Annotated in this window: 17 protein-coding genes; 12 read left to right on the top strand and 5 right to left on the bottom strand. The window is 71.4% G+C overall.

Going from position 1 to position 22,519, the window contains the following annotated elements; all coding sequences use genetic code 11:
* The first annotated feature begins 1 nt into the window (after position 1).
* The 6 genes from fadA to R2J75_RS05270 all read left to right on the top strand — a co-directional run bounded on the left by fadA (position 2) and on the right by R2J75_RS05270 (position 8,889).
* Positions 2-1,165: an acetyl-CoA C-acyltransferase FadA gene (gene fadA / locus R2J75_RS05295; protein WP_243335736.1), complete on the top strand. Its 1,164-nt coding sequence runs from the start codon at positions 2-4 to the stop codon at positions 1,163-1,165.
* Positions 1,166-1,406: 241 nt separating this feature from the next.
* Complete coding sequence (locus R2J75_RS05290) at positions 1,407-3,224, top strand: acyl-CoA dehydrogenase (protein WP_243335738.1); 1,818 nt, start codon at positions 1,407-1,409, stop codon at positions 3,222-3,224.
* A 13-nt stretch (positions 3,225-3,237) separates the two neighbouring features.
* Complete coding sequence (locus tag R2J75_RS05285; RefSeq protein WP_243347506.1) at positions 3,238-5,262, top strand: (Fe-S)-binding protein; 2,025 nt, start codon at positions 3,238-3,240, stop codon at positions 5,260-5,262.
* Between the two features lie 17 nt (positions 5,263-5,279).
* Positions 5,280-6,044, top strand: a complete 765-nt coding sequence (locus tag R2J75_RS05280) for an electron transfer flavoprotein subunit beta/FixA family protein (RefSeq protein WP_243335743.1) — start codon at positions 5,280-5,282, stop codon at positions 6,042-6,044.
* Entirely contained in the window at positions 6,044-7,000 is a 957-nt protein-coding gene (locus tag R2J75_RS05275) for an electron transfer flavoprotein subunit alpha/FixB family protein (RefSeq protein WP_243347507.1), read from the top strand. The genes R2J75_RS05280 and R2J75_RS05275 overlap by 1 nt, the downstream gene beginning before the upstream one ends.
* 140 nt (positions 7,001-7,140) lie before the next feature.
* On the top strand, positions 7,141-8,889 hold the full coding sequence (locus tag R2J75_RS05270) for a sensor histidine kinase (RefSeq protein ID WP_279342252.1): 1,749 nt from the start codon (positions 7,141-7,143) through the stop codon (positions 8,887-8,889).
* 4 nt (positions 8,890-8,893) lie between these two features.
* Here the strand turns inward: R2J75_RS05270 and R2J75_RS05265 are convergent, their stop codons facing one another.
* Both R2J75_RS05265 and R2J75_RS05260 read right to left on the bottom strand, forming a co-directional pair.
* Positions 8,894-11,032, bottom strand: coding sequence for an FUSC family protein (locus R2J75_RS05265; RefSeq protein ID WP_316411212.1), 2,139 nt, complete (start codon positions 11,030-11,032; stop codon positions 8,894-8,896).
* Between the two features lie 9 nt (positions 11,033-11,041).
* The gene (locus R2J75_RS05260) at positions 11,042-11,632 is read right to left on the bottom strand and encodes an isochorismatase family protein (protein WP_316411211.1); all 591 of its coding nucleotides are present in this window, start codon (positions 11,630-11,632) and stop codon (positions 11,042-11,044) included.
* Between the two features lie 111 nt (positions 11,633-11,743).
* Between R2J75_RS05260 and R2J75_RS05255 the strand changes: the two genes are divergently transcribed.
* A protein-coding gene (locus R2J75_RS05255) for an IS5 family transposase (RefSeq protein ID WP_316411210.1) occupies positions 11,744-12,498 on the top strand; the annotation gives its coding sequence in 2 pieces (ribosomal slippage) (positions 11,744-12,077 and positions 12,077-12,498; 756 coding nt in all).
* Positions 12,499-12,893: 395 nt separating this feature from the next.
* Here the strand turns inward: R2J75_RS05255 and R2J75_RS05250 are convergent.
* Positions 12,894-13,496 (bottom strand): PAS domain-containing protein, encoded by a 603-nt coding sequence (locus tag R2J75_RS05250; RefSeq protein ID WP_243346894.1) that lies wholly within the window; start codon positions 13,494-13,496, stop codon positions 12,894-12,896.
* Positions 13,497-13,551: 55 nt separating this feature from the next.
* Positions 13,552-14,451 carry a LysR family transcriptional regulator gene (locus tag R2J75_RS05245; RefSeq protein ID WP_243333914.1) on the bottom strand — a complete coding sequence of 300 codons (900 nt, stop codon included), beginning with the start codon at positions 14,449-14,451 and terminating at the stop codon, positions 13,552-13,554.
* A 132-nt stretch (positions 14,452-14,583) separates the two neighbouring features.
* Between R2J75_RS05245 and leuC the strand changes: the two genes are divergently transcribed.
* The 5 genes from leuC to R2J75_RS05220 all read left to right on the top strand — a co-directional run bounded on the left by leuC (position 14,584) and on the right by R2J75_RS05220 (position 21,074).
* Complete coding sequence (gene leuC, locus R2J75_RS05240; RefSeq protein ID WP_243333915.1) at positions 14,584-15,996, top strand: 3-isopropylmalate dehydratase large subunit; 1,413 nt, start codon at positions 14,584-14,586, stop codon at positions 15,994-15,996.
* 2 nt (positions 15,997-15,998) lie between these two features.
* Positions 15,999-16,607: a 3-isopropylmalate dehydratase small subunit gene (gene leuD / locus R2J75_RS05235; RefSeq protein WP_243333916.1), complete on the top strand. Its 609-nt coding sequence runs from the start codon at positions 15,999-16,001 to the stop codon at positions 16,605-16,607.
* Positions 16,608-16,638: 31 nt separating this feature from the next.
* A complete protein-coding gene (locus R2J75_RS05230) occupies positions 16,639-18,096 on the top strand; it encodes a DASS family sodium-coupled anion symporter (RefSeq protein WP_243333917.1) in 1,458 nt (485 codons plus the stop codon).
* A 111-nt stretch (positions 18,097-18,207) separates the two neighbouring features.
* A complete protein-coding gene (locus R2J75_RS05225) occupies positions 18,208-19,413 on the top strand; it encodes a PilZ domain-containing protein (protein ID WP_243333918.1) in 1,206 nt (401 codons plus the stop codon).
* A 53-nt stretch (positions 19,414-19,466) separates the two neighbouring features.
* Positions 19,467-21,074, top strand: coding sequence for a M20/M25/M40 family metallo-hydrolase (locus R2J75_RS05220; protein WP_243333919.1), 1,608 nt, complete (start codon positions 19,467-19,469; stop codon positions 21,072-21,074).
* 19 nt (positions 21,075-21,093) lie between these two features.
* Here R2J75_RS05220 and R2J75_RS05215 read toward each other — a convergent pair whose 3' ends face one another.
* Entirely contained in the window at positions 21,094-22,032 is a 939-nt protein-coding gene (locus tag R2J75_RS05215) for a hypothetical protein (protein ID WP_243333920.1), read from the bottom strand.
* Positions 22,033-22,519 lie beyond the last annotated feature (487 nt).

The following is a 22,519-nucleotide window of genomic DNA, read 5'->3' as shown; positions in this document are numbered from 1 at the left end:
CATGAAAGAAGTCGTCGTCGTCGATGCCGTCCGCACCCCCATGGGGCGCTCCAAGGGGGGCGCCTTCCGCTTCGTCCGGGCCGAGACCCTCTCCGCCGCCCTCATCGACGCCCTGCTCCGCCGCAATCCCAAGGTGGATCCGGCCGAGGTGGAGGACGTGATCTGGGGCTGCGTCCAGCAGACCCTGGAGCAGGGCTTCAACATCGCCCGGTTCGCGGCCCTCAAGACCGGCCTGCCCCATACGGTCAGCGCCCAGACCATCAACCGGCTCTGCGGCTCCTCCATGCAGGCCCTCCACGCGGCCACGATGGCCATCCAGACCGGCAACGGCGAGGTGTTCATCGTGGGCGGCGTCGAGCACATGGGCCACGTGCCCATGACCCACGGCCTGGATCCCGACCCCGCCCTGAGCAAGCACGCCGCCAAGGCCAGCGGCCTCATGGGCCTCACCGCCGAGGTCCTCGCGCGCATGCACGGCATCAACCGCGCCGCCCAGGACGCCTTCGCCCTCCGGAGCCACCAGCGGGCCGCCGAGGCCCAGGTCCAGGGGCGGTTCAAGGCCGAACTGGTGCCCATCGAGGGCCACGACGAGCAAGGCTTCCCCGTGACGGTGGACGTCGACGAGGTGGTGCGCACCGACGCGAGCCTGGAGGCCCTCGCCGCCCTCAAGCCCGCCTTCGACCCCAAGCACGGCACCGTGACGGCCGGGAACTCCTCCGCCATCTCCGACGGCGCCGCCGCCCTCCTCGTGATGTCCCTGGACCGCGCCCGGGCCCTGGGCCTGGAGCCCCTGGCCCGGGTCAAGGCCATGGCCACCGCGGGGGTGGACCCCGCCATCATGGGCTACGGACCCGTGCCCGCCGTGAAGAAGGCCCTGGGGCGCGCGGGGATGAAGCTGCAGGACATCGAACTGTGGGAGCTCAACGAGGCCTTCGCGGCCCAGTCCCTCCCCGTGCTCAAGGACCTGCAGCTCCGCGACCACATCGACCGCAAGGTCAACCTCAACGGCGGGGCCATCGCCCTGGGCCATCCCCTGGGCTGTTCCGGGGCGCGCATCACCGCCACCCTCCTCCACCAGATGAAGGCCCTGGGCCGCCGCACCGGCGTCGCCACCATGTGCATCGGCCTGGGCCAGGGCATCGCCACGGTCTTTGAGCGGGACTGAAGGTCCCCCGTCCCACCACCCGCCTCCGCGGCGCGCCCTGGCCGGCGCGCCGCGGAGGCCAGGGCGGGTACGGAGGCCAGAGCCGGGTGATCAAAAACCCAACAACCATGCCGATTAATGACAACCCCATCCTTCATTCAATCAATAAAAAATTCTCCATGGAACGAATGACCGCCAGTCATTAAACTCCCTCCAGCCTTTCCCCAGCTCCGTCCCAATTCCATCCACCCCGGAGGCATCCATGGCCCAGATCCTGGCCGACCGCAGGGACATCGACTTCGTTCTCCATGAGCAATTGAAAGTGGAGACCCTCGCCAGCCATGAGAAGTTCGCGGACTTCAATCGCAAGGCCGTGGACCTCATCGTGACGGAGGCCCGCAACCTCGCGGTGAAGGAGGTGCTCCCCACCCAGACGGACGGCGATCGCATCGGGGCCCGCTTCGACGCGGGCGCCGTGCGGGTGCCGGAATCCTTCCACAAGGCCTGGAAGGCCCTCCGCGAAGGGGAGTGGCTCGCCATGACCGAGGCGCCCGAGTGGGGCGGCCAGGGCATGCCCCGCACGGTGGCGACGGCCGCCTCGGATTACCTCATGGGCGCCAGCTTCGCGTTCCTCATGCACGCGGGGCTCACCCACGGCGCCGGCAAGCTGGTGGAGACCTTCGGCGACGACCGCCAGAAGCGCCTCTTCCTGAAGAAGCTCTACACGGGCGAATGGACCGGGACGATGCTCCTCACCGAGCCCGAGGCCGGTTCCGACGTGGGCGCCCTGACCACCACCGCCGTCCCCCAGCCCGACGGAACCTACGCCATCACGGGCAACAAGATCTTCATTTCCGGCGGCGAGCACGACCTCACGCCCAACATCGTCCACCCGGTGCTGGCGCGCATCGAGGGCGCCCCCGCGGGAACCGCCGGCATCTCCCTCTTCCTCGTCCCCAAGATCCGCGTCAACGACGACGGCTCCCTCGGCGAGCCCAACGACGTGGTCTGCACGGGCATCGAGGAGAAGATGGGCATCCACGGCAACGCCACGTGCTCCATCGCCCTGGGCGGCAAGGGCGGCTGCCGCGGGACCCTGCTCGGCGAGGCCAACAAGGGCATGCGCGCCATGTTCCAGATGATGAACGACGCGCGGCTGATGGTGGGCCACCAGGGCCTCTCCTGCGCGAGCCCCGCCTACCTCTACGCGGTCAACTACGCCCGCACCCGCCACCAGGGGCGCCACCTGTCCCGCCTGCTGGACAAGAGCGCGCCGGCCGTACCCATCATCCAGCACCCCGACGTGCGCCGGATGCTCTCGACGATGAAGCTCCACGTGGAGGCCATGCGGAGCCTGGTCTACCTCATCTCCAACTACCACGACCGCATCGCGGTGTCGGCCGACGCCGAGGAGAAGGACCGCCTCCACGGCATGATCGACTTCCTCATCCCCATCGCGAAGGCCTACGTCACCGACCGCTCCTTCGAGGTCTGCAGCCTGGGCGTCCAGGTCTACGGGGGCTACGGCTACGTCCGGGAGTACCCCATGGAGCAGCTGCTCCGGGACTGCCGCATCACGGCCATCTACGAGGGCACCAACGGCATCCAGGCCATGGACCTGCTCGGCCGCAAGCTGGGCCAGAACGGGGGCAAGCCCATCATGGACCTTGGCGAGGAGATCCGTGCGGCCATCTCCGAGGCCGCGGGGGTGGACCGCACGGCCCCCTTCGCGGAGGCGCTGGAACCGGCCCTGGTCAAGCTCGAGGAAGTGGCGCGGCACATGGGCATGACGGCGATGTACGGCGACCTGCTGACCGCCTCCGCCCACGCCTATCCCTTCATGGAGGCCTGCGGCGACGTGGTCACCGGCTGGATGCTGCTGTGGCGGGCCCGGGTCGCCGCCCAGGCCCTGGCCGCCGGCGCCCGGGAGCGCGACGCCGCCTTCTACGAAGGCCAGGTCCGCTCCTGCGAGTTCTGGACCCGCATGCTGCTGCCCCAGGCCCTCGGGAGGATGGAGGCCGTGCTCTCGGGCTGCACCGCGGCCCTGGACATGCCCGAGGACGGGTTCGGCGGCAAGTGAACCGGAGCCGCCCATGACCCCGCCCTTCTCGCCCGCGACGGCCACCCTGGGGGGCCTCCCCCTGTGGCCCCTCTTCGTCCTCATCCCCCTCGCCGGGATCGCCACCTTCGCGTGGACCCTCCGGCGGCGCCTGGAACCCCTGTTCCGGGCCGCCCCGGACCCGCGCCTGGACAAGGTCCCCGCCCGGATCCTGCTCGTGCTCCGGCTCTGGCTGGCCCAGGGGCGCCACCCCCGGTACCTCCTGGCCGGGGTGCTCCACATCGTCCTCTTCGCCGGCTTCCTCGTGCTGGGGGCGCGCTCCCTGCAGATGGTCTTCCTCGGCTTCGTCGAGGGCTTCTCCCTGCCGGGCCTCGGCCCGGCCTACGCCGTGGCTAAGGACGCGGCGGCGGCGGCCACCCTGGCGGCGGTGCTGATCCTGGCGGTGCGCCGGGCGGCCTTCATGCCGGCCCGGTACAAGGTGCCCCCCGGCCAGGGGAAGGACCACACCCCCGAGGCCCTGCTGATCCTGGGCCTGATCACCACCCTGCTCGTCAGCGAAGGGCTCTTCGAGGGCAGCCTCCTGGCCGCCACGGGGGGCTGGGCCCTGCCCCTCACCCTGCCCTGGGCCGCGTCCCACCTGCTCGCCGGGGCCTCCCGGGAGACCCTGGCGGGGCTCCACACGGCGGCCTACGCGGTCCACGACCTGGCCTTCTTCGGCTTCCTCTGCCTGCTGCCCCTGGGCAAGCACTTCCACGTGATCACGTCCCTCTTCAACGTCTTCTTCATGCGGACGGCGGCGGGGAACGTGAAGCCGGTGCGCCACGGGGTTCCGGACGACCGCCTGGACGAGGTCCCCTCCTTCGGCGTCAAGAAGCTGGAGGACTTCACCTGGAAGCACCTGCTGGACTTCTACAGCTGCGCGGACTGCGGGCGCTGCACCGATCGCTGCCCCGCCAACGCCGTGGGCCGGCCCCTGTCGCCCCGCTTCATCAGCATCAAGGGCCGGGACCTGGCCTTCGCCCAGTACCCGGTGCTGGGGGGGAACGCGCCGTCGGTCCCGCTCATCGGGGGCATCTACTCGGAGGCCGAGATCTGGTCCTGCACCACGTGCGGCGCCTGCGAGGAGGAGTGCCCGCTGGGCATCGAGTACATCGACAAGATCGTGGACCTGCGCCGCGGGATGGTGGACGAGGGCATGGTCCCCCAGTCCCTGCAGAAGCCGCTCTCGGCCCTGGAGAAGCGCGGCAACCCCTGGGGCAAGCTCGAGAAGAAGCGGGGCGAGTGGACTGCGGGGGCCGGCATCGAGGTGAAGTCCGCCGAACGGGGCGAGACGGCCCCGATGCTCTATTTCGTGGACAGCATGACCTCGTACGACGACCGGAGCCAGCGCATCGCCCAGGCCTCGGCGCGGATCCTCAGCCGCGCGGGGGCCGACTTCGCCATCCTCGGCAAGGAGGAGCGCGACAGCGGCCACGACGTCCGCCGCTTCGGGGAGGAGACCCTCTTCCAGAGCCTGCGCGACATGAACCTCGAGGCCATCGCGGCCTCCGGGGCCACGGAGATCGTGGTGAACGACCCCCACGCCCTCAACGCCCTGCGCAACGACTATCCCGGCGTGCCTCCCGTGCGCCACATCAGCGAGCTCATCGCGGAAGGCGTGAAGCGGGGGAAGCTGAAGCCCAGGCCCCTGGAGGGCCCCCAGCGCACCTACACCCTCCACGACCCCTGCTACCTGGGCCGCCACAACGGGGTGTACGACGCGCCCCGGGAGGCCCTCGACGCCATCCCCGGCCTCCGCAGGGTCGAGATGGAGGGCAACTGCCGGGACCGCTCCTTCTGCTGCGGAGGCGGCGGGCTCACGCTCTTCCAGGAGCACGAGGAGGAGCAGCGCATGGGCGTGAAGCGGGTGGAGATGGCCCGGGCCGCTGGCGCGGACGTGATCGTCACCGCCTGCCCCTACTGCCTCACGAACATCGAGGACGCGATCAAGGTGTCCGGCCTCGAGGGCCGGATGGAGGCCGTCGACCTGGCCGAACTCGTCGACGGGCAGCTGGACTGAACCTACGGAGGAGCCGAATGGAGATCCTGGTCTGCGTGAAACGCGTTCCCGATCCCGCCGAGAACGAGATCGCCGTGGAGGGCGGGGGCATCCGGCGCGACGACCTCGTCTACGCCGTCAACGAATGGGACAACTACGCCGTGGAGGAGGCCCTGCGCATCGTGGAGCGGGAGGGCGGGAGCGTCACGGTCGCCACCGTGGGCGGGCCCGAAGCCGACGAGACCCTCCGCCGGGAGATGGCCATGGGGGCCGAGAAGGCCCTGCTCCTGTCGGATCCGGCCTTCGCGGACGCGGACGGGCTCGGCGTCGCCCGGATCCTGGCCGCCGCGGTGCGGAAGGGCGCCTACGACCTGGTCCTCACGGGGGCCATGGCCGACGACGGCGCGGCCCAGGTGGGCGGCATGCTCGCCGAACTGCTGGATTGGCCCTTCGCGTCCCTGGTCAATCGCGTGGAGGGCGCCGGCCCCCTGCGCATCGGACGGGAGATCGAGGGCGGGGCCCAGGAGGTCTCCGACATCGACCTGCCCTGCGTCCTCTCCGTCCAGACGGGCATCAACGAGCCCCGTTACGTGGGCCTCCGGGGCATCCGCAAGGTGGCCTCGGCCGAGATCCCCGTGCTGGACGCCGCGGCCCTGGGTGTCGAGCCAGCCGCCCCCCGGGTGCGCCGCCTCGCCTACTTCGTCCCGGAGACGGGCCCCGGGGCCGAACTGCTCGAGGGCGGCATCCCGGAGGTCGCGGCCCGCCTCGCCGGAATCCTCAAGGCCAAGGGAGGGATCAAGTGATGGACCAGGTCTTCGTGTTCGTACCCGGCGCCGACGACAGCGCCGCCGAGCTCTCCGCCGCCGCCGCCGCCCTCTTCCCGGGCGCCGCGCCCACGGCCCTCGTGGCGGGCCACGGCGAGGCCCTGGCCGCCGCCGCCCGCGACGCCGCCCGCGCCTTCCCCCAGGTCTGGAGCTTCGACGCGCCGGACCTGGCCCATCCCGACGCCGAGCGCCTCCGCCCCCTGCTGGCCAAGGTCCTCCCGGCCGGCGCCTGCCTGCTCTTGCCCCACGGCACCCTGGCCATGGACCTGGCGCCCGGCCTTTCCGTGCGCCTGGGCGCGGCCTACGCCCCCGACGTGGTGGGGGCCGAGGGCGCGGACGGGTCCTGGCTGCGCCTGGTGCGCCAGGAGTTCGGGGGCCAGGTCCACGCCCGGGTCGCCTGCGACGCCGCCCAGGGGGCCGTCATCACCGTGCGGTCCGGCGCCTTCGTGCCGGCCCCGGCCGGACCCGGCGGCACGGTCGTCGACCGCTCCGCCGACATCCCGGCCGTCCAGCCCCGCCGGCGCTTCCGGGAGGTGGTGGCGGCGCCCGCGGGCGACGTGGACATCGCCCGGGAGGAGGTGCTCGTCTCCGTGGGCCGGGGGATTGGCGACCAGGAGAACATCGCGCTGGCGGAGGAACTGGCGGAGGCCATGGGCGCCGCCCTGTCCTGCTCCAGGCCCATCGTGGACGCCAAGTGGCTGGACAAGGGCCGGCAGGTGGGCACCTCCGGCCAGACGGTCCGCCCCAAGGTCTACCTGGCCCTGGGCATCAGCGGCTCCTTCCAGCACCTGGGCGGCATCAAGGGGAGTCCCTTCCTCGTGGCCGTCAACAAGAACCCCAAGGCGCCCATCTTCCAGGCCGCCTCCGTCGGGGTGGTGGCCGACCTGCTCGAGCTGCTGCCGGAACTCACCGATGCGGTCCGGAAGGTGAAGTAGGCGCCCGCGGCCTTGAGTTCGGGGCGGACTCCGAGGATCCTAGGACCCGAGATGAGATCTTCAATGGCCACCCTGCCTCCTCCGGCGGAGACCCCCGGGCCCCGCCGGGGGATGGGGCGTGTCCCCGGCCCGATCCCGGCATGACGGACGCCGCCCCCCCCTCCCCGGCGCCGGCCACCGCCCCCTGGACGCGGATCACCCTGCTGGCGGGGCTCTGGCTGGCCTCGGCGACCGGGGTGGAGGCCCTGACGCACCACCCGGAGTGGGGCCGCGCCGCGGTCCTCGTGGACGACGGCACCCGGGCCGTCCTGGCCTGGGCCGCCTTCCAGGGCCTGTCGGCCCGGGCCCGGCTGGCCCCGAGGGCCTTCGGCCCCTTCCTGCGCGCCTTCGCCTGGGCCATGGCGATCCTGGGGGCCACGACGGTCTACCTCATCGTCACCCACGATCTCCTGCGCCTGCCGGCGCCCATCCCCACGCTCCGGCACGGGGGCTACATGGCCGCCACCTGCGTGCTGGCCCTGGGGCTGCTGCGCCTGCCCGTGGTCTCCCTCCTGGCCACCCACCGCCTCCAGGCCTTCCTGGACGGGCTCCTGATCAGCGCGTCCATCTTCTTCATCGCCTGGGCCACCTGCCTGCACCGCCTCGTGGCGGAGCACGGGGCCACCGGGAGCCTCTACGCCCTCACCCTCGTCCACCCCTTCCTGTCCACGGCCCTGGGCGCCATCTGGGTCGTCCAGGAACACCGCATCCACGACGGGCGCCTGGGCCTGCCGGGCTCCTTCGTGCGCTGGGGGCTGGCCATCCTCGTCGCCTGGTGGCCCCTCTACGCCGTGGGCAACATCCAGGGGTGGTACCGCACCCTGGGCCCCTCGGAGCGCATGGACGCCTTTTTCGGCCTGGGCCTGCTGTGCTTCGCCTTCGCCGGGCTCTGGCCCCTCCGGCCCCAGGTGGAGGAGGCGCCCTCCCGGAACCGGCGGCACGCCACCCTCCTGCCCTACGCCCTCGCCGCGGTGGCCATGGGGTTCGCCGCGTGGCTGTACGTGTCCGGCCACCCCTACGACCCGGTGATGGTGGCGACGGGGGCCCTGATGGCCCTGGTGCTCACCTTCCGGCAGTTCCTGGCCGTGCGGGACCTGAACGCCCTCTCCCGCACCCTGGAGACCCGCGTGGCGGAGCGGACCGCGGAGCTCGCCCACAGCCAGCAGGAGCTGCTGCGCTCCCAGCGGGCCCGCCTCGTCGCGGCCATGGCGGCCGGGTTCTCCCACGATTTCAAGAACCTCCTGGGCATCATCCGGAACTGGGCGGAGCGCCTCAGCGAAGAGGCCACCACCCCCGACCAGGAGCGCGGCCTCCGGACCATCCAGGACGCCACGGACCGGGCCCTGGGGCTCGTCCAGGACATCCTCGCCGCGGGCCGGGTCCAGGACCTCGCCCCCCGGACCTTCGACCTGGGCGACTTCCTGCGGGAGCGCTCCGGCCGCCTCGAGGGCATGCTCGGGGGCCGGGGCCGCCTCGCCCTGGACCTGGAGGCCGGGGAGCTCCCCGTCCACATGGATCCGGACAAGCTGGACCTGGCCCTGGCCAACCTGGCCTCCAACGCCGCCGACGCCATGGCGTCCCGGGGCACCCTCACCCTGCGGGCCCGCAGGGACCCGGTGGAGGCCTTCAGCATCCTGGAGGTGGCCGACGACGGCTCCGGCATCCCCGCCGGGGACCTGGAGCGGATCTTCGAGCCCTTCTTCACCACCAAGGCCATCGGCAAGGGCACGGGGCTGGGCCTCTCCAGCGTCCAGGGCACCGTGCTCCAGAGCGGCGGCACCATGACCGTGCGCAGCGTCGTGGGGGCGGGCACCGTCTTCACCCTCCGGCTGCCCCAGGTCCCCGCCTGACCCCTCAGACCCCGGCCACCAGCATGGCGTCCAGCTCGTTGACGGCCAGGGCGATCTGGGCGGCGGCCCAGGCGGCATGGGGATCGGCGGGACGGGGCAGGTCCAGGACGGCCACAGCCGTGCGTGCGTCTTCCAGGCGGCTGGGATCCCCCTCCACGGCGGCGGCCAGGGCCTCCAGGGCCCCCGAGATCGCCCGGGCGGTAGCCTCCAGCCCGGGGATGGGCGGCACCCCGGGGGCGAAGTGGACGGCGGCCACGCTGAGGGCCCGGGCCAGCCGCTGGGTGTGGTTGGCGAGGGCGGCGGCCCGTTCGATGCCCTCCTGCTTCACCTCCGGATCGCCGGCCATGCGGTTCAGGCTGGAGAACACGAGGCTGTTGGCCCGCTGACACCGCCGCTTCACCTTCAGCACCGTGGCCGGTGCGATGTCGGGCGTCCCCGCCAGCCCCCGGCAGAGCAGGTCCGCGAAGAAGGCGTGGGTTCGCAGGGCCTCCGCCAGGAGGGGCGGGAAGCGGTCGCGCTCCCACATGGGCCAGAAGGCCAGGGCGCCCACGAGGGCCATGAGACAGCCGGCCATGGTGAGGCCGATGCGCTGGAGGGTCAGGGTGAGGGTCACGGGACCGGCGGCCTGGAACTGGAGCACCACCAGGAGGGTGATGAAGAAGACGGCCGTCTTGTAGTCGCGCTTGAGGAAGAAGGTGAAGGCCCAGCAAGTGAGGGCCGTGGCCGCCAGGAGGAGCGGCAGGGGCAGGCGCAGCCAAAGCAGGAGGCTGCCGGTCGCACACCCGGCGAGGGTCCCCACGGCGCGCTGAGTCGCCCGCATCCGCGTGGCGCCGTAGTCGGGCTGGATGACCACCATGACGCACAGGGGCATCCAGAATCCGTGGGGAAGGTTCCAGTGCTGCCAGGCGAAGGTCATGGGCATCATCAGGGCCGCCAGGCGGAAGGTGTAGCGCACGAGGGCCGGATCCACCTGGAGGCTGAAGTTGAGGGCGGAGGCCAGGGGGCGCAGGGCCCAGGCCTTGAGGTCGAAGAGTTCGAAGGAGATGGGGCCCCGCTCCTGGGCGCGCTCCATGGCCGAGCGCAGGCGCGTCCGGGTCTCGGGAAGGAGGTCCAGGATGTCCCCCAGGACCCGGTCCAGGTGGGCCCCCTCGGGGGTCCCGCCCAGCCGGGCCGCGGCCCGCTTCCGCAGCACCTGGGTGAGTCGCTCGAGCCGCATGAGGCGGACCTCGAACCGGGAGAGGTGGCCGCTCTGATGGGAGACGGTGGCCAGGCCCACGGAGCGGCCGAGGTTCACCAGGGAGCCCAGGAAGGCGGAGAACCCCGCCGCGAGGGGGCCCGGGCCGGGGGGTTCCAGGAGCCGGTCGAGGGTGGGGTGGAGGGCCACGAGCCGGACGGCCAATTCAGCCGCCGTCCGCCGGAGGGCCTCCAGTTCCTTGACCATGGGCCGGGCCGAGCCGCCCCTGGCCCCCTCCAGCACCTGCTTCGCCTGGTCCAGGGCCTCCCGGAGCCCGTGCTCCGCCGCCTGGATCTTGACCTGCCGCTGGACGGGGTCGCCCCCCTCCACGGGCGGGAGCGCCTCGGCCAGGGCGCTGAGGGCCGTCCAGCAGAGGGCCACGGGGCGTCGGAGGGGATGCTGGGCGAGGAAGGGCCAGGAGGCGGCCAGGACGGCGATCCCGCCCACACACCCGGCCAGGGTGGCCGCCGCCAGGCGCAGGGGGGGATCGGCGGGGCCGGCCGATCCGAGGCCCAGGAAGAAGAGCAGGGCCGAGGTGGAGGCGGCCGGGGGCCCGTATTCGCCCAGGCCGTGGCGCCAGGCCCCCGCTCCCAGGGCGATGAGGCCCGTGGCCAGGACCGCCAGGCGCACGTCCGGCGCCACCATCGCCCCCAGCCAGGTGGAGCCCGTGAACACCACGGACAGGCCGCCCAGGAGCAGGAGGCGCAAGGCATAGGCGCCCTTCACGTCCAGGCAGAGGACCGCATGGCCGGCGAAGGAGGCCATCACGGCGTCGTTCACCCGGAGGAGGCCCAGGGGCACCAGGACCAGGGGCAGCATGAAGGCAGCGGTCGCCCTCAGCGCCCGGGTCGCCGACGGATCCATCCACTCCCGGGCCGCGAAGCGCCCGGCCTGACTGCCCATGTCCATGGGTAGATCTTACTCGGGCTGGCCTTCCTTCAGGAGGGCGGACAGGGCCTTGAAGGCGGGGTGATCCTTGGTCCGGGCCCACTCGAAGGCCACGGATTCATGGTTGGTGAGGGTGGCGCCGGCGGTGGCCATGCGCTCCAGGGCGTGGCGCCGGTGCTCCTCGCCGCGGCCGCTGACCGCGTCCCAGCACACGTGGACCTCATGGCCGGAAGCCAGCAGCTCCAGCACCGTCTGGAGCACGCACACATGGGCCTCGATGCCCGCGATGACCACCTGCCTGCGGGCGGGCTCCAGCCCGGGCCGGGCCTGGGCGAGGAGGCTTTCGAAGGACGGATCCCCGCAGCACCCGAAGGCCGTCTTCTCCAGGTGGAACCGGGGCGTCGTCAGGCCCTCGAACAGGTCGCGGAGGCCCGCCTCCGTGGGCCCGATCCCCTTGGGATACTGCTCCGTGAGGATCACTGGCACCTGGAAGAGGTCGGCCAGCTTCAGCAGGCGGCGCGAGGTCTCCAGCACCCGCGAGGGGCGGTGGACCATGTGGACGAGCTTCCCCTGGAGGTCGATGACGACGAGGATGCTGCGGGCGGGATCGAGCAGGGACATGGCGGCCTCCCCCCCCATTCTAGGCTGTGTTCGGAATCTATAGATTAGATAAATAGTTAACTTGTACTCATACGTAAAGGCTCGTACACCACGAATTTTCCTGGGGTAACGATGCCGAGAAGTTTCCTGACCGATGCCATGTGGGCAAAGCTTGAACCGCTCCTTCCGCCAGAGCGTGGAGGGATGGGGCGATCCCGTCACCCCAACCGTCCCATGGTGGAGGCGATCCTGTGGAGGCACAGGACTGGGGCGCCGTGGAGGGACCTGCCGGAGGAATTTGGACCTTGGACAAGCGTGTACACGCGATTTGAGGCCTGGACCAAGCGCGGCGTGTGGCAAAGGATCCTGGAGTTCCTGCGCAAGGAAGCCGACCTGGAGTGGGTCATGCTGGATGGCACCATCCTTCGCGCTCATCAACCTTCAGCAGGCAAAAGGGGGGGCTCTGGAACCAGGCGCTCGGACGATCTCGGGGTGGATGCTCGACCAAGATCCATTTGATCTGCGATGCCCACGGTAATCCTTTGGATTTCCTGGTCACTCCGGGGCAAGCCCATGAAAGCCGGTCTGCTGAAGGATTGCTGTGCGGTTGGCAGGCAGAGTACGTGTTCGGAGATCGGGCCTACGATGGGAACCCGGTAAGGAAGGCGATCGAGGCCATGGGTGCGACAGCCGTCATCCCACCTCATCCCCGGCGCAAGAATCCGGCGGCCTGGGACTCACACCTATACAAGGCCCGCCATGCCATCGAGCATGGGTTCGCCAAGCTCAAACAGTTCAGGGCGCTGGCCACCAGGTTCGACAAAACGGCGCGAAGTTTCTCAGCCCAGGTGGCTTTGGCCTGCATCGTGATCTGGCTGAGGCTATGAGCGGAGGGTGACAAGCGTTCCGGATCCTCATTGATCCTCCGCGCCTCCGCGTACCAATAGGATGCTGCGAATGCGCGGCGCCATCAGGCACTGCAGCACAGACTCACTATTCCAGCTCCTCCATGCTCCGGCACGGATGGGCATTAGCCATTACTATCCTAGATTACGAACACACCCTAGTGCCGCGTCCGCCAAGCCTCTTGGATAATCCATACGCAATGGGCGCGGCACTTGCCGGGGGTCTGGGGGCCCGGCATGGGGCCCCCAGGGGGCGACAGTCGGGAAGGCACTGCCTTCCCGACGCCATAGGGGGCTATGCCCCCGATGGAAGTGCAGCGGCCGCTCCCCCCGGATGATTCAGGCAACTTTGCGGACGCTGCACGGGTGCAGCCCGCTCAGCCTCCGATCTCCCGGAGGGCCAGGTCCAGGTACTTCGGGTAGCACTCCGGGCAGAGGCCGTGGCTGAAGTCGGCGGCGGAATGGTCCGAAATGTAGGTCTCCAGGACCTCCCAGGTCCCGTCCTCGTCCTTGATCCGCTTGCACATCATGCAGATGGGCAGCAGGCCCTGGAGGGTGCGGATCTGCTGCTCCTTGGCCCGGAGGAGGGCCTCCTGGGCCTCGACCCGCTCGGTCACGTCCACGCAGGAGCCGATGTAGCCGAGGAAGGCCCCCGTGGCCGGGTCGAAGACCGGGGCGCCGCGGTCGAAGATCCACCGCCAGGCCCCGTCGTGCCGGCGCAGGCGGTACTCCATTTCGAAGACCTCCCGCCGCCCGAAGTGGTCCAGGTAGTACGCCACGCAGCGCTCCAGGTCGTCGGGATGGACGCCTTCCGCCCAGCCGTTGCCGCGTTCCTGGTCCATCGTCCGGCCGGTGAAGGCCAGCCAGCGGGCGTTGAAGTAGTCGCAGAGGCCGTCCTGTCCGGCCCGCCAGATGAGGATGGGCGACTGCTCCACCAGGAGCCGGTACTCGTCGGGGCTGGGCTGGGGACGGCGATCCATGGCGCACCTGGTCTGGAGAAGGGTCCCTGCCAGGATAGAGCCGCGCCCGGGAAGTTCAAGCCGGAGGCTGGGCCGTCCCCCCGATACGGGCCCAGAAGGCCGCCGCGGCGGGGGACACGTGGGGGGCCCGGTGGATGCGGATTTCCATGGGGACGTCCCAGGAGGTGTCGCCCGCCCGAACAAGGCGCCTGGCCTCCAGGTGCTCCCGCGCCAGGGAGAGGGGGAGCCAGGCGAGGCCGCGGCCATCCAGGGCCGCCGTGACCAGCACGGTGGCGACCCGGGAGGTGAACACGGGTTCCAGGGCCGCGGGCAGCGCCGCGGCAGCCAGGATGCGCCCCATGCCCGATTCGGGGCCGTAGGCCAGGTGGGGTGCGGGCGTGGACCCGACCGGAACCGCCGGGAAGCGCGGGGCGCCGCCGGGCCCCGGGGCGCAGACCGGGATCAGGACATCGGTCCCCAGCGCCCGGAAGGGGCATTCAACCGGGTCGAGCCGGGAGGGCGCGCGATCGTGGTGGTGGCAGAGGAGGAAGTGGGCCTGGCCGGCCAGGAGGATCCGCTCGCAGGCCTCCATGCTGTCGGCCATGAGGCGCACCGGCCCCAGGGGGACTTCGGCCTCGAGGGTGTGAAGCCAGGCCGGCAGGAAGGTGAGGCTCAGGGCGTGGGTGGCGGCGAAGCGGAGGGTGGCCGCGGCGGCGCCCCCCGCCTCCCGGGCCTCGGTCCGCCCCCGGGCCAGGGCGCCCAGCGCCTCCTCCGCGGCGGGCCGGAAGCGCTCCCCGGCCTCCGTGAGGGCCACGGGGCGCGCATCCCGATGGAAGAGGGGCGCGCCCACCCAGTCCTCCAGCGCCTGGATCCGTCGGCTGAAGGCCGGCTGGGTGAGGTTCCTGCGCTCGGCGGCCCGGGAGAAGTGGCCCGTTTCCGCCAGGGCGAGGAAATCGTCGAGCCAGGTGAATTCCATGGGGGATCCGAAATGGGTGTTAAAACGTCGGCTTCCATGTGGATTCCGCATGCCGCCATGCGGAATCCGCATTGGCCCGGGCCGGGCCTGGGCCAGGATACTGGATCGACCGACGCTCCCGAAAGGCCCGCCATGACCCCCAGGACCCTCTACGACAAGCTCGTCGATTCGCACACGGTGCGCGCTCTCGACGACGACGGCCTCGTGCTGCTCTACGTCGACCGCACCGTCCTCAACGAGTACACGAGTCCCCAGGCCTTCAGCGGCCTCCGGGAGGCGGGACGGAAGGTGTGGTCGCCCTCCTCCGCCCTGATGGTGGTGGACCACGTCAACCCCACGGCCCCGGCGCGGGTGCCGGAGATGGCCGACGCCGGGGCCGCCCTCCAGACCTCCTATTTCGCACGGAACGCCGCCGACTTCGGCATCGAGCTCTTCGACCAGATGAGCCCGGACCAGGGCATCGAGCACGTGGTGATGGCGGAGCAGGGCCGGGTCCTGCCCGGCATGGTGGTGGCCGCGGGCGACAGCCACACCACCACGTACGGCGCCCTGGGGGCCCTCGGCTACGGGATCGGGACCTCCGACATCGAGCACTACCTGGCGACCCAGACCCTGCCCTACCGGCGGCTGAGGACCCTCCGCATCGTCCTCGACGGGGTTCCGGGGCCCGGGGTGACGCCCAAGGACATCATCATGGGCGTCGTCCGGGCCATCGGCGCGGACGGGGCCACGGGCGCGGCGGTGGAGTTCCAGGGCCCGGCCGTGGAGGCCATGAGCGTGGAAGGGCGCATGACCCTCTGCAACATGATCGTGGAGGCCGGGGCGCGGGGCGCCCTGGTGGCCCCGGACGCCCAGGTGCTGGACTACCTGCGGGGCCGTCCCGGCGCGCCCACGGGCGCCCTGTGGGAGGCGGCGGCGGAAGCCTGGCTGGGCCTGCGGTCGGACCCGGACGCCCCCTTCGACCGGGAGGCCCGCCTGGACGTCTCTACCCTCGTCCCCCTGGTCACCTGGGGCACGAGCCCGGACCAGGCGGAGGCCGTGGACGGGGCCGTCCCCGATCCCGCCACGGAACCGGATCCCGTGAAGCGGCGGGGCATGGAGCGGGCCCTGGCCTACATGGGCCTGGCCCCCGGCACGCCGCTGGCCGCCATCCCGGTGTCCCACGCCTTCATCGGCTCCTGCACCAACGCGCGCATCGAGGACCTGCGCTCCGCCGCCCAGGTCCTGCGGGGGCGCCGGGTGGCCCCGGGCGTCCAGGCCATCGTGGTGCCGGGCTCCACCCGGGTCCGGGCCCAGGCCGAGGCGGAAGGGCTGGCGGATATCTTCCGGGCGGCGGGCTTTTCATGGCGCCAGTCCGGCTGTTCCATGTGCCTGGCCATGAACGACGATGTCCTCGGTCCCGGGGACCGCTGCGCCTCCAGCACCAACCGCAATTTCGAGGGGCGCCAGGGACCCGGCGCCCGCACCCACCTCATGAGCCCCGCCATGGTGGCGGCGGCAGCCGTGGCCGGCCGCATCTGCGACGTCCGCGCCCTGGAGGCCTGAGCATGGAACCCCTCATCCGCCTCACCGGCATCGCCGCCCCCCTTCCCGCGGCCAACGTCGACACCGACGTCATCATGCCCAAGCAGTTCCTCAAGGGCATCGACCGGGAGGGCCTCCGCGACGGCGTCTTCCACTTCCTACGCTTCGCCGGGGACGGCTCGCCCCGGCCCGACTTCATCCTCAATCGCGGACCCTGGCGCGGGGCCAGCATCCTCGTGACGGGGCCCAACTTCGGATGCGGCTCCAGCCGCGAGCACGCCGTATGGGGGCTCCGCCAGCTGGGGATCCGCGCCATCCTGGGCACGACGTTCGGCGGCATCTTCTTCGACAACTGCCTGAACAACGGCATCCTCGCCCTCGGCCTGCCCCCGGACGACCTCGCCGTCCTCCTGCGCCTGGCGGAGGACCCCGCCCACAACCGCCTGACCATCGACCTCCCCGCCCAGACCCTCCTCGGGGACGATGGAACCTGCGTCGCATTCGCGCTGGACGCCCGGAGGAAGGAGGCCCTCCTCCGGGGCCACGACGCGATTGCGGCTACACTTGAAGAAGCCAACGCCATCCAGTCCTTCGAGAAGGCCCATCACCAGGCGAATCCCTGGTTGGCCTGAGGCCCGAATCCATCCGCCCCAAGGAGGCACCATGAAAGGCAACGCTTGGAAGATCGCGGGACCACTGCTGCTGTGGCTCCTGCTCGCCCTCATCCCCACGCCCGCCGGCCTGACGCCCGCGGCCTGGCACTACTTCGCGGTGTTCGCCGGCGTCATCCTGGCGCTGATCCTCGAGCCCATCCCCGCCGCGGCCATCGGCATGATCGGCATCGCCGTCGCCGGGTGCCTGCGCTACGTGGATCCGGATCCCTCCAAGTCGATCAGCTGGGCCCTGGCGGGCTTTTCCGACCGCACCGTGTGGCTGATCTTCGGAGCCTTCGTCTTCTCCATCGGCTACGCCAAGAGCGGCCTCGGCAGGCGCATCGCCCTGCAGCTGGTGAAGCTCCTGGGCCGCCGCACCCTGGGCCTGGGCTACGCCGTCATGCTGGCCGACCTGGTGCTGGCCCCCGGCACCCCCAGCAACACCGCCCGCAGCGGCGGCACGATCTTCCCGGTCATCCGCAACATCCCCGACCTGTACGGCTCCGCCCCCGGCCCCACGGCCCGGAAGATCGGTTCGTACATCATGTGGGTGGCCTTCGCCACCACGTGCATCACCTCCTCCATGTTCGTCACGTCCCTGGCCCCCAACGCCGCGGCCCTGGCGATCGTGAAGCAGACCGCGAAGCTGGACATCACCTGGACCCAGTGGTTCCTGGGCTTCCTCCCGGTGGCCCTGCCCCTGCTCGCGCTGCTCCCCCTCCTCGTCTACTGGATCTATCCCCCCGAGATCAAGGCCTCCGAGGAAGTGCCCGCCTGGGCCGGCGAGGAGATCCGCAAGATGGGCCCCATGAAGATCCAGGAGATCGTCATGGCCGCCCTGGTGGTCCTGGCCGTGCTGCTGTGGATCGTGGGCTCCAACAAGAACATCCGCCTCCCCTTCCTCGGCACCAACTTCATCGACGCCACCGGCGTCGTGCTCGTGGTCATCGCGGGCATGATCATCTTCAAGGTGGTGGAGTGGGACGACATCCTGGGCAGCAAGGGCGCCTGGAACGTCCTGGTCTGGTTCGCCACCCTCGTGGCGCTGGCCGACGGCCTCAACAAGGTGGGCTTCGTGACCTGGGTCGCCAAGTACGTGTCCAGCCACCTCATGGGCTACGCGCCCCTGACGGTCATGGCCGTCCTCGTCGCCTTCTTCTTCTTCGTCCACTACTTCTTCGCGAGCCTCGCGGCCCATACCGCCGCCGTGCTCCCGGTCGTGCTCGCCACCGGTATCGCGATCCCCAACATGCCGGTGCGCGCCTTCGCCATGCTGCTGGTCTTCTCCCTGGGCATCATGGGCGTCATCACGCCCTACGCCACGGGCCCCGCCCCGGTCTACTACGCGGGCGGCTTCATCAGCCGCAGGGCCTTCTGGTCCCTGGGCCTGGTCTTCGGCCTGATCTTCATCGCCGCCCTCATGGCCATCGGCATGCCCTGGCTGACGGTGATCCACCCCGTCGGCTGAACCGGCCTCACCTCGCGGGCCCGGCGGATCGAAGGATCCGCCGGGCCTTCCCGCGCAGGGTGATCCCGGACGCGAGGGCCGTTATCCTCAAAGGAAGGAGGCAGCTTCGCCATGATGCAGGCCGGCAGACCGGAACTCAGGGACGCGCGGGTCATCCGGGCCTACCTGGACGAGGCCGTCCGCCTGAAGCTGCCGGTGCGCCTGTCCCGGGGGGAGCCCGATCCCCTGCCCTTCCAGACCACCCTGGAGCACCTGGGGGCCGACACCTTCACCGTCACCGCCACCCCGCCCCTGGAGCCCGGCCAATCCGTCCACCTGGGCTTCCTCCTGGAGGGCCGGTGGTTGACCACGGCGGTGCAGGTGCTGGGCACCGGGATCTTCTCCTTCCCCACCTTCATCACCCATGGCGAACGGCGCGCCGCCCCCCGGGGGGCCTTCCAGGAGGCCGAGGGGGTCCGGGTCCTGGCCGTCGAGCAGGTGGAGGACACCGTCCTCGGCGGCCGGGTCCTTTCCGGGCGGGTGCTGGACCTGAGCCTCCAGGGGCTGCGCCTGGCCCTGGATGCGGGCCAGCGACCCCGGCCCGGAGACCGGTTCGCCCTGCTCTGTCTGGATGGACTGCCCCACACGCCCCCGGTGCTCTGCGCGGGCCGGGTGGCCAACGTCCAGGGCGGCGAGGCCGGCCTCGCCCTCGAAGCCCTGCGCCCCCTGGACCGCCTCGCCCTGGAGCGGATCCTGGCCCGGCGCATGCCCGCCTCCTTCGGCCGGGCCTTCCCCTCCCGCAAGCTCAAGACGGACGTGGGGGAGCGGCCCGGGGCCCCCACGCCGGTCAAGGAGGCCCCCCGCGCGCCGGAGGTGGTCCAGCCCCTGGCCCCCGAGCCCCCCGGGGAGCCGGAGCGGGCGGCGGAGGCCCTGCGCCTGCCCGCCGTCCTGCGCCTGCGCCGCATGGGCCGGCGGATCCTCCTCCTGGCCTCCGAACCGGCCGACGCCCACCCCCTCGCCCAGTTCCTGTGGCAGGAGGGCTACCGCAACATCCTTTCCGCCCACGACCCCGCCGGCGTGCAGCGCCTGGCGGCGGCCCACCGGTTCGACCTCGTGCTCGTGGAGCTGAAGGTGGGCGGGTACTGGGGCCATGGCCTCCTGGCCGGGGCCCGGAACCGGGGCCTCCTCGCGGAGGCGCCGGCCATCCTCCTGGCGGACCGGGAAAACGAGATCAGCCGGGACGCGGCCCGCAATGCCGAGGCCCTCCACCTCCACCTGCGGCCCGCGCCCCCCGAGGCCCTCCTCCAGGCGGTGGACCTGGTGCTCTCGGGGGCCTGAGCCCGCCCGAGAACGCCCTTGCCAGGATCGGCCCCCAGGAGCATCCTATTGCGATGCATCCCCGTACAGCCCTCCGCCTGGTTCTCCCCTGCCTGACCGTGGCCCTGGCCTCGGCCCAGGAGCCCATCGACCGGGACCTGAACGCCCGGATCCGGGAGGAGGCCTTCCAGCGCTCGCAGATCATGGCCACCCTGCACCAACTCACCGATGTGCACAGCCCCCGCCTGACGGGATCCCCCAGCTACCGCGCCGCGGCCCAGTGGGCCGCCGACCAGCTCAAGGCCTGGGGCCTGTCGGACGCCCATCTGGAAGCCTGGGACTGGGGCCACCCGGGCTGGACCAACCTCCGCTGCGCCGCCCACGCCGAGGCCCCCTGGACGGGCCGCCTCGAGGTGGAGCCCCTGGCCTGGGGACCGTCCACGGAAGGAACGGTCCGGGGCGCCGCCCTGCTCCTGCCGGTCCCGGAGGAGCCCACGGAGGCCGAACTGACGGCGATCCTGGCCGCGGCGGGGGACGCCGTGAAGGGCCGCCTCGTCCTGGCCGGCGCCCTCCGGGACCTCCCCGCCCTGAACCCCGCCCCCATGCCCCTGCGCCACGCGGACGAGGCCCTGGCGAAGCGCTTCGACCCCGCCCACCCGACCCCCATGGGCCCGCGCCCCCAGGCTCCCCGCCGGCCCGGCGCTCTCGAGCCCCGCGCCGTGAACGAGCGCGTCGACGCCTTCCTCCTGGCCCACAAGGCCCTCGCGCGGATCAACGACGCGGGCCTTCGGCACGGGCAGATCCGCGCCTTCTCCAACCGCACCTACGACCCGGCCCGCATCGTCCCCACCGTCGTCATGCGCCACGAGGACTACGGACGCATCGCCCGGCTCCTCCAGGACGGCGTGGAGGTCCGCCTCGCCCTGGAGGTCGCGAACCGCCTCCATCCGGAGGGGACGAAGGGGCTGAACGTGGTCGCGGACCTGCCCGGCTCCGACAAGGCGGGGGAGGTCGTCCTCCTCGGCGCGCACCTCGACGCCTGGCACACCGCCACGGGGGCCACGGACAACGGGACCGGGGCCGCGGTGATGATGGAGGCCGGGCGCATCCTCGCCGCCGCCGGCGCGAAACCCCGCCGCACCATCCGCATCGCCCTCTGGGACGCGGAGGAGCACGGCCTGCTGGGCTCCGCCGCCTACGTGAAGGCCCACTTCGGGGACGCCGAGCAGCCCCTGCCCGGGCACGGCAGCCTCGTGGCCGCCTTCAATGTCGACAGCGGGGCCGGCCAGGTCCGCGGCCTCGGACTCTTCGGGCCTCCCGCGGGCGCCCAGGTCCTGCGCGAACTGCTGGCCCCCTTCGCCGACCTCGCCGTGAAGGGCGCCTCCGCCAGCGCCAACCGGCCCTCGCGGAAGCGCCCCGGCCCCTCCTCGGACAGCGCCTCCTTCAGCGCCGCCGGCCTCCCGGTGATCAACGTCGTGCAGGACGGCCTCGAATACTTCGAATACACCTGGCATACCGCCATCGACACCCTGGAGCGCGTGCCCCCCGAGGACGTGAAGCGCACCGCCGCCGTCCTCGCGTCCGTGGCCTGGCACCTGGCCAATCGCGAGGAGCGCCTGCCCTTCTTCGGCAAGGACACCCTCCCCCCCAGCCCGGATGCCGCCCCCCAGCCCCTGAAGTGAGGCGGGGCCCCGGGCCGGGTCACGGGCCTCCCCCCTGCGCGTCGGAAGGCGGGGCCGACAGGCGTTGCCGCAGGTGCGCGATCAGGCGATCCTTCTCCGCCAAGGCCTGGTCCTTCTCCACCAGGGCCTGGTCCTTCTCTACCAGGGCCTGGTCCTTCTCCACCAGGGCCTGGTCCTTCTCGGCGAGGGTCTGGCGCAGGTCCGACGACTCGCGGGCCTGGTCCCGGAAGACGGCCAGCATGTCGTCCTCCACGTCCATCCGGTCCCGCACCTCCTTTTCAGCGCTCGCGCGCAGGAGGCGACGGAGCACCTCGCGGTAGCGCTCCGGGAAATGCTCCTCCAGGATGTCCAGCAGGTGTGGATCCGTCCGGGACGCCAGCCCCTGGTCGAACACCTCCAGGAGGCGCTCCAGTTCGGTGCGCCGGCGGTTCTTGAGGCGGTTGATCTGGACCACGATGGCGTCGTGGGTGAGCGCCTCGACGAAGGGGTCCGTGACCCGCACCTCGTCGCCCGTGGCCACGTCCAGGTAGTGGCGGTTGACCTTGAGGACCGGCACGTCGACGCGCTCCAGGCCCTCGCCCAGGAAGTAGATGGTAACGAGGGGCAGCGGGTGCGTCCTGCCGTCGGCATCCAGGTGGACGTTCTCCGGACTGGCGTAGTTGGTGCCCAGGTAGCGCCGGAACCGCTGCACATCCCAGGCGCTGCGCGCCTTCTGGATCTCGATCAGGACCAGCTTGCGGCTTCCATCCTCCAGCCGCACCATGGCCGCGAAGTCCATGCGCAGGACCAGGAGCTGGGCGCCCCCGGAGCCGGAGGCCTCCTGATGCACCTCGGTGGGGCGGAACTGGAGATCGAGCACCTCCTTGCCCAGGAGGGCGGAGAGCAGGATCCGGGCCACCTTCTCGTCGTCGAGGAGGTATTTGAACACCACGTCGTAGATGGGATTCGCGATGTGCATCGGCCCGGCATCTCCCCGCGCAGCCTAGCGTTCCCTGGCCGGAGGAGGCCACGGAACGGCTCATGACCGCCGTGACCCCGCGCCTCCGGGTCCGGCCTCTCCCCGGTGCCTGGCGCCCGGGGAGCTTCCTCGCTGCCCCTCCGGGTCGCCAGGGCCCTGGCCGGGCGCCGGGAACCCGGCTTCCGGATCCCCCTACCGCGCCTAAAGATGTCTTTATTTCAGCCGAGGCCCCAAATCCAACCGACACGCGTCTCCGATCCAGGGGCCCGCGGCCAGGGCGTGCCAGGCATCCAGGCCCCTGTCCCCCGGCGCGGCCCCCTGGGTTTCACTCCTTGTAGGAATTTACCGTTCAAGAAATATCGTGAAAAATGTACTGGTTGACACCCCTTCGGTCGCCGTCTACTTTTCGTCTATTCAATTCTTTAACAGCTCCCCAGTTTTGAGGAGGTTGAGGTCGCTTTTACCGCCTCGCCCTCCCCGCCGGATC

The organism is Mesoterricola sediminis (assembly GCF_030295425.1).
GTDB lineage: Bacteria > Acidobacteriota > Holophagae > Holophagales > Holophagaceae > Mesoterricola > Mesoterricola sediminis.
This window is presented reverse-complemented; position numbering and strand designations above follow the sequence as displayed.

Coding starts and splice junctions, on each gene's coding strand:
- leuC (WP_243333915.1), top strand. CDS start 14,584: ATGACCCCCAGGACCCTCTACGACAAGCTCGTCGATTCGCACACGGTG.
- leuD (WP_243333916.1), top strand. CDS start 15,999: ATGGAACCCCTCATCCGCCTCACCGGCATCGCCGCCCCCCTTCCCGCG.
- R2J75_RS05220 (WP_243333919.1), top strand. CDS start 19,467: ATGCATCCCCGTACAGCCCTCCGCCTGGTTCTCCCCTGCCTGACCGTG.
- R2J75_RS05230 (WP_243333917.1), top strand. CDS start 16,639: ATGAAAGGCAACGCTTGGAAGATCGCGGGACCACTGCTGCTGTGGCTC.
- R2J75_RS05275 (WP_243347507.1), top strand. CDS start 6,044: ATGGACCAGGTCTTCGTGTTCGTACCCGGCGCCGACGACAGCGCCGCC.
- R2J75_RS05225 (WP_243333918.1), top strand. CDS start 18,208: ATGATGCAGGCCGGCAGACCGGAACTCAGGGACGCGCGGGTCATCCGG.
- R2J75_RS05215 (WP_243333920.1), bottom strand. CDS start 22,032: ATGCACATCGCGAATCCCATCTACGACGTGGTGTTCAAATACCTCCTC.
- R2J75_RS05245 (WP_243333914.1), bottom strand. CDS start 14,451: ATGGAATTCACCTGGCTCGACGATTTCCTCGCCCTGGCGGAAACGGGC.
- R2J75_RS05250 (WP_243346894.1), bottom strand. CDS start 13,496: ATGGATCGCCGTCCCCAGCCCAGCCCCGACGAGTACCGGCTCCTGGTG.
- R2J75_RS05265 (WP_316411212.1), bottom strand. CDS start 11,032: ATGGACATGGGCAGTCAGGCCGGGCGCTTCGCGGCCCGGGAGTGGATG.
- R2J75_RS05290 (WP_243335738.1), top strand. CDS start 1,407: ATGGCCCAGATCCTGGCCGACCGCAGGGACATCGACTTCGTTCTCCAT.
- R2J75_RS05280 (WP_243335743.1), top strand. CDS start 5,280: ATGGAGATCCTGGTCTGCGTGAAACGCGTTCCCGATCCCGCCGAGAAC.
- R2J75_RS05285 (WP_243347506.1), top strand. CDS start 3,238: ATGACCCCGCCCTTCTCGCCCGCGACGGCCACCCTGGGGGGCCTCCCC.
- fadA (WP_243335736.1), top strand. CDS start 2: ATGAAAGAAGTCGTCGTCGTCGATGCCGTCCGCACCCCCATGGGGCGC.
- R2J75_RS05260 (WP_316411211.1), bottom strand. CDS start 11,632: ATGTCCCTGCTCGATCCCGCCCGCAGCATCCTCGTCGTCATCGACCTC.
- R2J75_RS05270 (WP_279342252.1), top strand. CDS start 7,141: ATGACGGACGCCGCCCCCCCCTCCCCGGCGCCGGCCACCGCCCCCTGG.